11 protein-coding genes are annotated in these 13602 nt (G+C 48.4%); 2 read left to right on the forward strand and 9 right to left on the reverse strand.

Going from position 1 to position 13602, the window contains the following annotated elements; genetic code table 11:
- The first annotated feature begins 60 nt into the window (after positions 1-60).
- A complete protein-coding gene (locus Q4Q54_RS02515) occupies positions 61-531 on the forward strand; it encodes a MerR family DNA-binding protein (RefSeq protein WP_106651800.1) in 471 nt (156 codons plus the stop codon).
- Positions 532-546: 15 nt separating this feature from the next.
- Here the strand turns inward: Q4Q54_RS02515 and Q4Q54_RS02520 are convergent, their stop codons facing one another.
- The 9 genes from Q4Q54_RS02520 to Q4Q54_RS02560 all read right to left on the reverse strand — a co-directional run bounded on the left by Q4Q54_RS02520 (position 547) and on the right by Q4Q54_RS02560 (position 11048).
- Positions 547-2616 carry a prolyl oligopeptidase family serine peptidase gene (locus Q4Q54_RS02520; protein WP_311987596.1) on the reverse strand — a complete coding sequence of 690 codons (2070 nt, stop codon included), beginning with the start codon at positions 2614-2616 and terminating at the stop codon, positions 547-549.
- A gap of 63 nt (positions 2617-2679) precedes the next feature.
- Positions 2680-2922: a hypothetical protein gene (locus Q4Q54_RS02525; protein ID WP_006081033.1), complete on the reverse strand. Its 243-nt coding sequence runs from the start codon at positions 2920-2922 to the stop codon at positions 2680-2682.
- A 215-nt stretch (positions 2923-3137) separates the two neighbouring features.
- On the reverse strand, positions 3138-3896 hold the full coding sequence (locus Q4Q54_RS02530; protein WP_006081032.1) for an SDR family oxidoreductase: 759 nt from the start codon (positions 3894-3896) through the stop codon (positions 3138-3140).
- Positions 3897-3920: 24 nt separating this feature from the next.
- Positions 3921-4823, reverse strand: a complete 903-nt coding sequence (mmsB, locus tag Q4Q54_RS02535; protein ID WP_006085281.1) for a 3-hydroxyisobutyrate dehydrogenase — start codon at positions 4821-4823, stop codon at positions 3921-3923.
- 176 nt (positions 4824-4999) lie between these two features.
- A complete protein-coding gene (locus tag Q4Q54_RS02540) occupies positions 5000-6151 on the reverse strand; it encodes an enoyl-CoA hydratase/isomerase family protein (protein WP_311987597.1) in 1152 nt (383 codons plus the stop codon).
- On the reverse strand, positions 6151-6924 hold the full coding sequence (locus Q4Q54_RS02545; protein ID WP_006081029.1) for an enoyl-CoA hydratase: 774 nt from the start codon (positions 6922-6924) through the stop codon (positions 6151-6153). The genes Q4Q54_RS02540 and Q4Q54_RS02545 overlap by 1 nt, the downstream gene beginning before the upstream one ends.
- Before the next feature lie 59 nt (positions 6925-6983).
- Positions 6984-8141, reverse strand: a complete 1158-nt coding sequence (locus tag Q4Q54_RS02550; protein WP_006081028.1) for an acyl-CoA dehydrogenase family protein — start codon at positions 8139-8141, stop codon at positions 6984-6986.
- 101 nt (positions 8142-8242) lie between these two features.
- A complete protein-coding gene (locus Q4Q54_RS02555; protein WP_311987600.1) occupies positions 8243-9742 on the reverse strand; it encodes a CoA-acylating methylmalonate-semialdehyde dehydrogenase in 1500 nt (499 codons plus the stop codon).
- A gap of 115 nt (positions 9743-9857) precedes the next feature.
- A complete protein-coding gene (locus Q4Q54_RS02560; protein ID WP_311987601.1) occupies positions 9858-11048 on the reverse strand; it encodes an acetyl-CoA C-acyltransferase in 1191 nt (396 codons plus the stop codon).
- 715 nt (positions 11049-11763) lie between these two features.
- On the opposite strand from Q4Q54_RS02560, the gene Q4Q54_RS02565 reads away from it, so the two are divergent.
- Positions 11764-13410 carry a methyl-accepting chemotaxis protein gene (locus tag Q4Q54_RS02565; protein ID WP_063883215.1) on the forward strand — a complete coding sequence of 549 codons (1647 nt, stop codon included), beginning with the start codon at positions 11764-11766 and terminating at the stop codon, positions 13408-13410.
- The last annotated feature ends 192 nt before the right edge of the window (positions 13411-13602 follow it).

Consider the following 13602-nt stretch of genomic DNA (forward strand, 5'->3'; position numbering starts at 1 on the left):
GACAATTAATTGCTGGGCGAAATGGGTAAGACCATTCAGTTACTCAAAGAAGAGGTCAAGATGAAGATAGGCGAAGTGGCGAAGCAAACGGGCTTGAGCGTTAAGAGTATCCGTTATTACCATGATATTGGCTTAGTGTGCGGCGAGCGCAATGAGGCAGGTTATCGGGTTTATCGCCATCAAGATATTGAAGCGCTTAAGTTTGTGCATCAATGTCGCGACTTAGGTTTTAGTCTAGAAGATTGCAAATCCTTGCTTGGCCTTAAGGGCAATGAAAGCCGTAATGCCGAGGACGTTAAACAGCTTACCCAAACTCACCTTGCCTATGTCGAAGAGCAAATTAATAAGTTGCAACAGCTTAGGGCGCAATTACACCACATGGTGACCCTATGCCAAGGCGGCGAACAACCTCACTGCGCCATTATCGACAGCCTGAGCCACGAGGACCACGATACTGACGATGACAAGTGCCAAAAAGACCAAAGCCTGCACGATGCAGGCTCTGAGTGTTGCGCTAAAAACCTGAAGTAATAACGACAAGTAAGATCAATAACCACGAGTTGCGCGGGGATGACCTTTCAAGACGGGCGGCTTTAACGCCGCAGCATTATCCAGCACCAGTGTGGCCAATTTGCCCGCGGGAATGAAATTAAACACTTGGCCATAAAATGCGAGTTCGGTCTCTAATCCTGCGGCCCTGTGTTCGGGTTTCCAACCTCCGTGTGGCTCATCTTGATAGGCGATATAAGCCGTTGGCACACCTCTGACTTTTAACGCCTCATAAATTTTTCGCGACTGCTGTGGTGGCACAATTTGATCCCGCAGACCTTGAAAAATTAACAAGGGCTCATTCAAGCCTTCAAGATGATACAGCGGCGACAGCTCCCTATATCGGGCTTGATTATTCGCATAAGGCCCAATGAGTTGATCTAAATACCCAGTCTCAAACTTATGGGTACTCTTGGCTAGCTGTTCAAAATCACTGATCCCCGCGTAACTGACACCCGCTTGAAACACATCATAAAAAGCCAAGGACGACATCACAGTTAACCCGCCTGCGCTTACGCCTCGAATCGCCAGTTTTTGTCCATCAACCCAACCTTTATCAACCAAATAACGGGCCGCATTGACCGCATCTTCCACATCTGCCTGGCCCCATTTTCCGTAAATACTCTGACGATAGGCGCGGCCAAAACCACTGCTACCGCGAAAATTAACATCGAGCACCGCAAAGCCACGGCTGGTCCAAAATTGAATGTCACTGCGATAAGCCAGACTCGCCCGCGCCGTTGGGCCGCCGTGCAACATCACTATCAGCGGCGGGCGGGTATCATGGGGCGCTGTATAGTTGGGGTTAACCGGCCCATAAAAATAACCGTAGGCTTGCTGGTTAACGCCGGTTTTAAAGGTAATATTTTTTGCCCGGGAAATATAATTGGGATCAAGCTTTGGTAAGTTAGGCGTATACACCAACTCAGTGCCACGGCCGATGACTTTATAAATACCTTTCTCTGGCGTTGCCTTAGCGCCAACAAAATAGACGGCATCTTCGCCCCTGATCACTTGGGTGATTTCGCCGAAATCCACGGCTAAGGACTCGGTCAAACCCGAATCCAAATGCAGCCGAATTAACGCCGCCTGACTGCCAAGCATATAACTGGCAATGATGGTTTTTTCGGATTCGAAGGCGTAGTTGTGATTGCCTAAATACCAATCTGCCACGGCAAACTCGGCTTTTTTGTTCAGCACTGGGGCTAAGGTATTTTGTGCCGTGACTCGATAGATATTCCACCAGTTACTGATATCCGACACGACATATAATTGTCCATCAGGGCTGAATAATGGCTGCGTCACGGAAGAATCCGTAGGCGTGTTGACCTTACGAATATTGTGCAGTTGCCCTTTGCGGTCGAGATCGCCAAGCCAGAGAATACTGTTATCCCATGGCATATAGGGATGTTCCCACGTGGTCCACGCCAGTTGGCTGTTATCGGGCGAGATGGCAGGCGAAGAAATAAAGTCATGCCCCGAGACAAAGGTATCGCCTTCACCAGCAAAGTTAAGATTGATTGTTACTAGACTCGCCTTGGGCTCACCGGGCTGGCGATGATCCTCGCGCACACAGATAATCCGCGACCCTTTAGGATAAGCGATACAGTCGGCATGACGGGTGCCATTAGGCGTTAACGGCAGTGGAGGTTGATTAGGGGCGAAACGATAAAACAGTTGATCCTGTGCCTTAGTGGCAAACAAACTCTGGCCTATCCCTAAAAAGGCGGCGCCGCCGTATTCATGGACGGCGGATTTAACATTAAAGCTTGGCGGCACGACGTCGGCGATATTGCCCTTTTTATCGAGACGCTTAATCCCTACTTGGCCTTGCTTATCACCATCAGATTCAGAGAAATAAATCGCCCCATCTACGCTTTGTAACTCGGCGACATTATCGGCCTGTTCAAATACATCATTCGCCGATAAGGGAGACAGCCAACTGCCATAGGGCGCAACAATACGCCCACCATTATCACTAAGATGCGGTGTTTCTTTGTTCGAGCGCTCGCAAGCCCCCAAACAAAACAAACTCCCTAGCACCCATAAATATCCATGTAACTTCATTGTTTCTCCCCAATGTTTGCCAACTGCACAAACCGAAACAAAATAGGAACTTGCAGAAATTGGTTATTTTTTAAATTTTTTTAAGAACCAATTTACCACTTGCACTTGCTGTACTTGCGTTAAGCCAAAATAAATACACACCCAAGGTGAGATAAGGAAAAACCACGGGATCACGGCCACAGAGCGACCACTGAAGAGCAGAAAAAAGAACCCGCAATAGATCACAATCAACCCTAGGACACCCACGATTAACATCATGCGTTTAGTGATTTTCTCAAGCCAGAGGGCTTTATCCTGCCAAGACATCCGCATGTTAAGCTCCATTACATGCGACAAACATGTATGTAAAGTTATGTAAAAAAACGGGAGGGCGATTGTTGAAGGTTAACAACTAAATGTCAACTCCAACAGTGAAATCTAAATAAATCCAAAGACTGAGTTTAAAAAACCACTATGTTTCTTTACGCAATAAAAAACCGAGCCTCAGCTCGGTTTTTATGAATATCAATAAGATACCGCCATTATAGACGGATACCACCATCGATTTCGAACACGCGACCATTGACATAGTCGTTCTCGATAATAAAGCGTACGGTAGAGGCTATCTCGTCGGCATGACCCAAGCGTCCTACTGGCACTAGCTTCTCTAAACGCTCCAGCGCCTCAGGTTTCATTGCCGCTGTCATCTCAGTAGCAATAACGCCCGGTGCAACCGCGGCACTACGGATATTGTAACGTGCTAATTCCTTCGCCCAGCCAACAGACATGGCCGCAACGCCCGCTTTGGAGGCGGCATAGTTCGACTGACCCATGTTGCCCGCTTTCGCTAGGCTAGAGATGTTGACAATCACGCCCGCTTGACCGGATTCAATCATGGCCGCTGCCGCCTCACGACCGCAGAGGAAGCTGCCCGTCAAGTTCACATTGATCACAGATTGGAATTGCTCATAAGACATACGGTCGGTGACTTTGCCGTCTTTGGCTTTGACTAACAGGCCATCACGCAGAATGCCGGCGTTGTTCACTAACACGTTCACTTGGCCAAAATCTTCGAGAATATAGGCAAAACCTGCCACGACGTCTTCTTCGTCGGTAATGTCTAAGGCATAACCTTGAACTTCAGTGTCCGATCCAAGCTCAGCACAGGCTCGCTCGAGTTTTTCTTGGTCCACGTCGATAAGCGCTATCTTAGCACCCGCCTGCGCAAAATTTTGCGCCATTGCTAGACCTAAGCCACCCGCGCCGCCAGTAATGACGACAACCTTATCTTTTAAATCCATCTGGTTATCCCTTGTTAACTATGTCTATTTTTTAAGTTGTGCAAATTGTTCAAAAATACTGGAAAAATCTCGGCGGCCGTTGCCTTGTCTTGCATGATTCACATACAAGCTGCGGGCTAAAGCGCCCATTGGCGTGCTGGAGTTGCTCAATAATGCGGCTTCTTGGGACAGACCGAGATCTTTAACCATCAAATCTACCATAAAGCCGCCCTGATAGCCCTTAGAAGAAGGTACAGTCTCCATCACACCTGGGCATGGATTATACTTTTCGAGGGTCCAGTTACCACCACTGCTAACCTTCATAATGTCGGACAAGACTTTAGGATCGAGACCATGGTCAATGCCCATTTGCAACGCCTCAGAAGTGCCGACCATCAACACAGATAACAGCATGTTATTGCAGATTTTAGCGACTTGTCCCGCACCTGGGCCACCAGCATGGAATATGTTCACACCCATAGCTTTAAGCACTGGCTGACCCCGCTCAAAAGCGCTATCGGAACCACCACAAATAAAGGTTAAAGTACCCGCCGCCGCGCCTGCTGTGCCGCCAGAAACCGGTGCATCCATAAACTCTATGCCGCTTTTAGCCGCTTCGGCCGCTACCAATTGCGCGCTTTGCGCATCTATGGTCGAGCAATCGATCAGTAAGGTATCACCCGCAACCACTTCGAGCAGTCCTTTGTCTGTGCCATTGCCTAAATATAAACTTTTCACATGCTTGCCCGCAGGCAGCATAGTGATCACCACATTGGCACCCGCCGCCGCGCCGCAGGCCGTGCTAGAAACAAAAGCCCCTTGCTCGGCAAGGCTGTGCATGGCTTCTGGGACTAAATCAAATACACGAACCGTCATGCCCGCTTTTAATAAATTGGCCGCCATTGGGCCGCCCATATTACCTAAACCGATAAATGCTACTGTACTCATGCTGTCACTCCTGTGTGCTGTTCTTTTTTTAGTGTAGTGATACTGCTAGTCCATTGATTATGCTGTCGTTATCACAGAGTAAAGCGAGCTTGGCTGAGCCTATACACTCAGCACTATTCAAATCTGTACTAATCAAGTCAACGCTTAGCCAACTCTATGCATAATCAACTCAACGCTTAGCTCAGTTGGCTAAAGGGATGCGACTCGCCCCAAGGGGAAGTCAATATTTGCTCAAGTACGGCGGTAGGCACTGAGTTAACATCCTTAAAGCGCCACTGGGGTTGTCTGTCTTTATCAATCAAGAGTGCGCGAACCCCTTCGCAGAAATCACCATGGGCACACACGTTAACGCTGGCGGTTAATTCCCATTTAAAACATTCAGCTAGGCTTAAATTAGTGCCTAGTTGTGATTGGATATTAACCAGATGCCAGCTGATAGGACTGCCAGCAAGGAAGGTGTCGCGCGCCTTCATTAACCAAGCATCCTCCGACGCTAACGTCGACATACGGGTGACAATATCCTCTAAACTCCCCGCCATCAGTCGGTCGATATTATCTTGGCTGTCCGCCAATACACTTTCGCCCTTAGGGATATCCACTTGATTAGATAACTCGTTGATCATGCTATCTAAGCGTTGATGATTAAGCGCCGGTGTATCGCTCCAATCTAAGGTGGCCATGGCATCGAACATCAGTTCTTTGTCATCACGGTTCAGGTAATGATCGGCAAGACCCACATAACAGGCATCGGCAGCATTAAGTTGATAGGCAGTGAGCCCTAAAAACAGTCCCATTTTGCCCTGCATACGATTAAGGAAATAGCTGCCGCCCACATCTGGGTACAGGCCAATCGTCACTTCAGGCATAGCAATGCGCGAAGTTTCAGTGACGACTCTGTGGCTTGCGCCCGCCATCAAACCGAGCCCGCCGCCCATCACAATGCCGTCGCCCCACACCAACACAGGTTTGCCAAAGGTATGCAGTAGATAATCGAGGCGATATTCCTCTTCGAAGAACACCTTTGCCTCCTCAGTCACTTGTCCTTTAGCGGCAATGGATGCATGGTATAAGGCGCGCACATCACCACCCGCACAAAAGGCCTTTTCACCGCTGCCATCTAACACGATACAAGCGATAAGCGAGTCTTTCTTCCATAGATTGAGCTGCGCCGTCATAGCACGCACCATGTCTAAATCTAAGGCGTTGAGGGCTTTTTCCACATTGAGTGTCACCACCCCAATCAACTTACCGGACGCGGTGGCTAAGGTTTGAAAAACCACGTTTTGCGTGGTCGTGGCCTGATTTACGTTATCTACTACATTAGTCATTAGCGGTTCTTCCAATCAGCTTTACGTTTGCCCAAAAACGCATTCACGCCTTCGGCCTGATCTTCGGTATCAAATAACCCGACAAATAATTCACGCTCAATCGGCAGCGCTTGGCTACGCGCCATAGTGCGGCCCGCTTGAATGAGTGTCTTGCACGCTGTGACGCTGCTTGGGCTTTGGTTAGCGACTTTTACGGCCAACGCAATTGCCGCATTGAGCGCTTCGCCCGTTTCGACTACTTCTTCAACTAAACGCAGATTCAATGCCTGAGTCGCATCGACGCGCTCACCGCATAAAATCATCCGCTTAGCCCAGCCTTCACCGACTAATGCGGTCAGATTCTGAGTGCCACCTGCGCAAGGTAATAAACCCACGGTCGCTTCAGGCAATGCCATCACAGCTTGAATTTCGGCGATGCGAATATCACAGGCCAGTGCGACTTCTAAGCCGCCGCCCATGGCATAACCGTTAATCGCGGCAATCGATACACCGCGAAATTGACTTAGGGTTTCAAAGGCTTCACCGAAGTGCTTTGCCATCGTCGCCGCATTGCCTTTGTCGCCGTCACTAAACAGCTTTAAATCGGCACCGGCAGAGAAGAACTTTTGCCCTTGGCCCGTTAACACTAAGGCATAAATTTCTTTATTCGCGTTCAGCTCAAGCACTTTAGCTTTGAGCGCCTGCAAACTCTCGGCGGTCCAAGTATTTGCCGGTGGATTATTCATCGTCAGAATGGCCGTATGGCCTTCGATACGTTCTACTAAATATTCCATCTGTATAGACTCCTTTTATGTTATCGCCAACCGATAAGTCACACTTCTTGCGAGTGGACTTAGAGGATTTGTCCTGCATTTTCATCGAGTAAACGACGGGCGATAATTAAGCGCATAATTTCGTTGGTGCCTTCTAAAATTTGGTGTACGCGCACATCACGGAAGTGACGTTCCAGCGGGTACTCCCTTATATAACCATATCCGCCATGAATTTGCAGCGCCGCATCACAGACTTGAAAGCCCACATCGGTGGCAAAACGTTTTGCCATGGCGCAATAGGCTGTGGCTTCAGGATCGCTGCTGTCGAGTTTAAAGGCCGCAAGGCGCACCATTTGGCGGGCTGCGACTAACTCAGTTGCCATATCGGCGAGCTTAAATTGTAGTGCTTGGAAAGCCGCTAAAGGTTTACCAAATTGCTGACGCTCATTCATATACTGAGTTGCACGTTCCAGCGCCGCTTGCGCAGTGCCTACTGAACAGGTCGCGATATTGATACGACCGCCGTCTAAGCCTTTCATCGCGAAAGCAAAACCTTGGCCTTCTTCACCGAGCAAATTCGCTACTGGCACGCGCACGTTTTCAAAGGTGATTTGACGTGTCGGCTGGGCATTCCAGCCCATTTTATCTTCGGCCTTACCATAGATAACACCAGCGGCATCTGCTGGAATGGCAATGGCAGAAATACCCTTAGGTCCAGCTTGGCCTGTGCGGCACATCACTACCAATAGCTCGGTAGCACCTGCACCTGAGATAAACATTTTAGAGCCTGAAATCACATACTCATCACCGTCGCGCACCGCTTTGGTTTGCAAAGATGCCGCATCTGATCCCGCGCCCGGCTCAGTTAAGCAATAGGACGCTAACATTTGCCCTGTGGTTAACGGCTCAGACCAAGTCTGACGCAGGGTTTCAGTACCCCAAGTCGTTACCATCCAAGTGGCCATATTGTGAATGGTCAGCATGGCCGTGGTCGCAGTGCAGCCCTTGGCGAGCTCTTCAAAAATAATCGACGCATCGAGGCGCGATAAGCCCATGCCGCCTTCAGATTCGGGCGAATACAGCGAGCAAAAACCCAGCTCACCGGCTTTTTGGATCACGTCTTTGGGGAAATGATGTTCTTCATCCCACTTGGCGGCAAAAGGGGTTAATTCTTCCGCGGCAAACTGGCGCGCAAGATCGGCAAACTGGCGTTGGTCATCGTTGAAATTAAAATCCATTTGGCTCTCCTATGACTCTGTGGTCACTTTTTTATTTAATAAATTGGGCGCCGTAAAGACGCCGTAGTTTATCGATTAATCACTGAGCTTGACGTACGAGCTTAGCGCAAGTTAATGCTCATGTTTGGCGTAGACGCCACGGCGATATCGGACTCAAACCAGCGTGAAGTGATGGTCTTAGTCTCGGTATAGAAACGTACCGCTTGCTTACCGTAAGCATGTTGATCGCCGTAGAAACTGCCCTTCCAACCAGTAAATGAGAAGAAAGGTAATGGCACAGGAATAGGTACGTTAATTCCCACTTGGCCGACTTCGATTTCGTGTTGATATTTACGGGCCGCCGCGCCGCTGGCGGTGAAGATAGAAGTGCCGTTGCCGTAAGGGCTAGCATTGACTAATTCGATGGCCGCTTCTAAGGAGTCCGACTCCATGCAACACAGTACAGGGCCGAAGATTTCTTCCTTATAGATGCTCATCTCTGTGGAGACTTTATTGAACATGGTTGGGCCAATCCAGTTGCCTGACTCATAACCTTCCACAGTAAAGTCGCTGCCATCGAGCAAACACTCGGCGCCTTCATCAATCCCCTGCTTGATAAGCTTGAGCACGCGTGCCTTAGCCGCAGGGCTTATGACAGGGCCGTAACCTGCTTCTTTATCGTCCCATAAACCTGGGCGAACCTTGGCTAAGGCTTCTTTGAGTTCTGGGATCCACTCTTTAGCTGCGCCAACAAACACGGCAACCGAAATCGCCATACAGCGCTGACCCGCCGCGCCCACAGAAGCGCCAACTAAGTTATTGATCACTTGCTGTTTGTTCGCATCAGGCATAATGACGCAGTGATTTTTTGCGCCCGCAAAGGCTTGTACGCGTTTTAAATTATCGGTACCGGTTTTATAAATATACTGGCCCACAGCCACAGAACCGACGAAGGAAATGGCTTTAATCGCAGGGTCTGCCAGCAGAATATCCACGGCAGTTTTGTCGCCATGCACTAATTGCAATACGCCCTTAGGTGCGCCCGCTTCAACAAACAGTTCAACAAGGCGCTGCGGCGTCATAGGATCTTGTTCTGAAGGTTTTAAAATGAAGGTGTTACCGCAGGCAATCGCCAGTGGGAACATCCATAACGGGATCATCGCAGGGAAGTTAAATGGCGTAATACCCGCACACACACCCAGTGGTTGAGTGTAGCTGTAGGTGTCGATTGAACGCGCGACGTTCTCAACGGTTTCGCCCATCAATAATGACGCCACGTTACAAGCGTGTTCAGCGACTTCAATACCGCGCCATACATCGCCCTTGGCATCTTCGAAGGTTTTACCCGTTTCTTGGGCAAGAATAGTCGCAAGTTCGTCGTGATGTTCTTTTAGCAGATGTTGATAACGCAACATGACGCGCGCACGTTCAGAAACTGGCACTTCTTTCCACGTTTTGAAGGCGGCTTTGGCGCTAGCAATGGCTGCGTGAACTTCTTCGCTAGTGGCAGCATTAATCACGGCAATCGGCGAGTTATTCGCGGGATTGGTGACAATAATCTGCGATGTGCCCATACCTTGGGTAAACTCACCGTCAATGTAATGCTTTACTTGTGTGGTCATGTTGCAATCCTTTCCTTGTAGAGTGATGGGCTGGCGGTGCGATATTATGATTATCCTCAAGGGAAGTGATTGCCCTTGCCAGCCCCGTCTTGTTGATTTAACTAAACTGTTGCGATTAAACCTCGATGGCCATCGCCGTCGCTTCACCACCGCCGATACACAGCGAGGCAACACCGCGCTTCAGGCCGCGGGCTTTTAAAGCATGAATTAAGGTCACCAGCAAACGTGAACCCGAGCAGCCAATCGGATGGCCTAAGGCACAGGCGCCGCCATTAACGTTTACCTTAGCGATATCTAAACCTAGCTCAGACACAGCAAGCATAGTCACCATCGCGAAGGCTTCGTTGATTTCGAATAAATCCACCTCGTCCGTTGACCAACCGACATTGGCCAGCAATTTCGCCATAGCGCCAACCGGTGCAGTAGTGAACAATGAAGGCTCTTGGGCGTGAGTCGTGTGGCCTTTAATAGTCGCTAATACAGTTAAGCCTAAACGGTCAGCTTCGCCGCGTGAGGTCAGCATCAATGCCGCTGCACCATCGGAAATCGAGCTAGAGTTTGCCGCTGTGATAGTGCCATCTTTGGAAAAGGCTGGGCGCAGCGTAGGAATTTTTTCAGGGCGGGCATTACCGGGTTGCTCGTCGGTATCGATAGTCACATCACCGCGACGATCACTGACTGTGACGGGGGTGATTTCGGTTTTAAAGGCACCCGAGTTAATCGCGGCATTGGCTTTTTCAAGCGAGCTTAAGGCAAAAGCATCCATCTGCTCGCGGGTGATACCAAATTCATCGGCAGTTTTCTGGGCGAACGTTCCCATAGCACCGCCCGTGTAGGCATCTTCAAGACCATCTAAAAACATGTGATCTAACACTTTACCATGGCCCATGCGCATGCCGCCGCGGGCTTTATCGAGTAAATACGGCGCTTGGCTCATGCTTTCCATACCGCCTGCAATCACCACTTTTGCACTGCCCGCTTTAATCAAATCGTGGGCTAACATTACCGTCTTCATGCCTGAGCCACAGACCTTGTTCACTGTGGTCGCACCAACGGATAAGGGTAATCCCGCACCCAAAGTTGTCTGACGCGCAGGCGCTTGACCTAAACCTGCGGGTAATACGCAGCCCATCAAGACTTCATCGACATGCTCACCCGCCAATTGTGTTTCCGCTAACAAGCCTTTAATGGCCGTCGCGGCTAATATGGGTGATGCTACGGATGATAAGTTGCCTTGAAACCCGCCCATTGGGGTGCGTTTAGCAGCAACGATAACGATATCTTGATTTAACTGTTCAGTACTCATGAAGGCTCCAACCTAAATTGACCACGAAGCCTAGTACCAGCCTCGGGACGTTTAATAAAATCGACAATAAAACCACTCTGACGTTTACGCGAACGTAAAGCAAGTATTCCTTGGTCTAATGTGCAGATTTTATCAGTGGAAAATGTCAGTAAGGATTTACAGTAAAAATGGGATGAAGAACAACAAGGGGCGGTATCGATAAGGCGGTCACGGTGATGACTGAGATATAAAGGCATGCGCAATCCTAGCCAATCCGTTGAAGTAAAAAGTGGATGTTGGCTCAGCATAAACGATAGAGCCTATCCAGCTCATGCGCTTTTATTACGCTGAGCCAACCTTGCTAAGCTAATTTAATATTAGTGAGTGATATCTAGGGCGTGTTGTCACTTAACGTCCTAGCAGCGAATGATTTATGCTCGCCATCAAGAAATGAACACATGAACTTGACGACCAAACCAGTTCAAGTGGACAGACCTGTTATAACATCGACATAAGGATTTGGTTGTTATCTATAAAATCGCTATGCTCAACTACACAGTTAGCATGTTATTGACCCGCTTACATAAATCCATAGTGTGCAAAGTGGGATACCTTAACTGGGTACTGAAATTTAAGAATAAAAATTCAAGCTATTGTTCCTATATTAATAATGCCAAATTATCTAACCATAAACATCCCAACCAGATAACCCTAAATAAAAGTAGGAAGGAAAGACATGCTAAATCAGATGACGCTTAAGACCCAGTTTATCGGGGTCATCGCTATTCCCTGTATTGCTCTTATCTTAATCAGCTTAACGGCCATTCAAGGCTTATCTGGTATGCAAGATCAAACTAAAACACTCGCCGAAAATACCAGCGCGCCATTACGGTCGATGGCGGAAGTTGCGTCCCGTATTCCTCGTATGCGAGTGGGCATTGATATTATTATCTTACAAGAAATCCCGACGATGAAGGATCAAAAAGGCGTATTAACCCGAGTAACAGAAACCCGTGCTGAGGACATTCCAGAAATGGATGCGGCATTAAAAGCTGCCCGTGACGCTCAGGTAAACCCCATTACCCGTGCCGAAGTACAAAAGTTGATCGACCTCTTTGATAAAGTCAAAAGTGACGAACTCGCGCCTATGCTTACAGCGATGGAAAAGGGGGAAGTGGCAAAATCGCAAGAAATCTATCGTAACCAGTTCGCAGCTAGCTACAACATAATGAGAAAGAGTACCGATGCCATTCTTGACTCATTGCTACAACAAGGCAACGCCAGCTTCGTTGACAGTCAAAAAAACTACCAAGAAACACGCATGGAAATGTTTGTTGTTTTAACCATCGCTTTGATTATTTCAATATTTCTAGGTTTTATGATGCTGCGTCGTCTACGACTTCGCGTGGCATCGTTACAACAGCATATTTCTTCTGCCAGTGACAAACTTGATTTGCATAATATGATCGAGTTAAAAGGCCAAGACGAACTCAGTGATATTGCTCTGCACTTTAATCAGTTTGTGTTGAAGATACGTAATGCGATTGAAGCCGTGGCTGACAACTCACGCCAACTCGCCCATACGGCAAACGATGTCGCCAGCAAAGCCCAAGCAACCCATAGAAATTGTATTAACGAGCGCGATCGCACCACGCAAATCGCAACGGCAATCCATGAGATGGGCACCACAGTGGACAATATTGCTGGCAACGCAACCCAAGCGGCTAATGCCGCCAAAGAAGCAGATAATCAAGCGCATAATGGCGCGAGTGTGGTCGCCAAAGCTCGCCAGGGTGTCAGCTCGTTATCCATCGAAATTCAGCACATCAGCACTGACATTACTTCGCTCGCGACGCAAACCAATTCTATCGGCAGTATTTTGGATACCATACGCAGCATTTCAGAACAAACTAACTTGCTAGCACTCAACGCAGCCATTGAAGCTGCACGTGCTGGCGAGACAGGTCGAGGGTTTGCCGTCGTCGCCGATGAAGTCCGAAACCTTGCCAGTCGTTCAGCGTCATCGACAGATGAAATTCAAACAATGATTAACAAGCTGCAGGAGCAATCGTCCAAAACAGTCACCGCCATCAAGCGGGGTCACGAACAAAGCGGTATGGTCGTCAAGCAGGCAGATGATGCCAATGACTCCTTAACCCTGATTACTTCGCATATTAGCCAAATCAGCGACATGAACATTCAAGTCGCCACCGCAACAGAAGAGCAGTCTATGGTGGTAGCGGAGATAAGCCGTAACGTCGAAGAAATTAATCAGTTAACGACTGAGACATCGGAGATTGCCGACGAGTTAACGGCATCCAGTGCAAACTTACAAAAACTATCGGTTCACTTAGATAAATTAGTGACCCAATTTAAGTTATAAGCGGTAAAAGTCATCATATACCGCAGGACGCTTAGTGCATTCAATCAACATAATGCTTCAAAAACATAGTGACTTTAAAAAACAGTGTCTTAAAACAGTTACTTAAAAACACAGTGCTTTAAAAACAGTGCCTTAAATCAATAAGGCACTGAAGCACTAAGCGCTATTCTGACGAGAACTCACAGAAATAAC

Source organism: Shewanella sp. SP2S2-4 (assembly GCF_031932025.1).
Taxonomy (GTDB): domain Bacteria; phylum Pseudomonadota; class Gammaproteobacteria; order Enterobacterales; family Shewanellaceae; genus Shewanella; species Shewanella baltica.

Excerpts from the sequence above, each read along its gene's own strand:
- Q4Q54_RS02530 (WP_006081032.1), bottom strand. The coding sequence starts at position 3,896 with ATGGATTTAAAAGATAAGGTTGTCGTCATTACTGGCGGCGCGGGTGGC.
- Q4Q54_RS02525 (WP_006081033.1), bottom strand. The coding sequence starts at position 2,922 with ATGTCTTGGCAGGATAAAGCCCTCTGGCTTGAGAAAATCACTAAACGC.
- Q4Q54_RS02540 (WP_311987597.1), bottom strand. The coding sequence starts at position 6,151 with ATGACTAATGTAGTAGATAACGTAAATCAGGCCACGACCACGCAAAAC.
- Q4Q54_RS02520 (WP_311987596.1), bottom strand. The coding sequence starts at position 2,616 with ATGAAGTTACATGGATATTTATGGGTGCTAGGGAGTTTGTTTTGTTTG.
- mmsB (WP_006085281.1), bottom strand. The coding sequence starts at position 4,823 with ATGAGTACAGTAGCATTTATCGGTTTAGGTAATATGGGCGGCCCAATG.
- Q4Q54_RS02550 (WP_006081028.1), bottom strand. The coding sequence starts at position 8,141 with ATGGATTTTAATTTCAACGATGACCAACGCCAGTTTGCCGATCTTGCG.
- Q4Q54_RS02545 (WP_006081029.1), bottom strand. The coding sequence starts at position 6,924 with ATGGAATATTTAGTAGAACGTATCGAAGGCCATACGGCCATTCTGACG.
- Q4Q54_RS02555 (WP_311987600.1), bottom strand. The coding sequence starts at position 9,742 with ATGACCACACAAGTAAAGCATTACATTGACGGTGAGTTTACCCAAGGT.
- Q4Q54_RS02560 (WP_311987601.1), bottom strand. The coding sequence starts at position 11,048 with ATGAGTACTGAACAGTTAAATCAAGATATCGTTATCGTTGCTGCTAAA.
- Q4Q54_RS02515 (WP_106651800.1), top strand. The coding sequence starts at position 61 with ATGAAGATAGGCGAAGTGGCGAAGCAAACGGGCTTGAGCGTTAAGAGT.
- Q4Q54_RS02565 (WP_063883215.1), top strand. The coding sequence starts at position 11,764 with ATGCTAAATCAGATGACGCTTAAGACCCAGTTTATCGGGGTCATCGCT.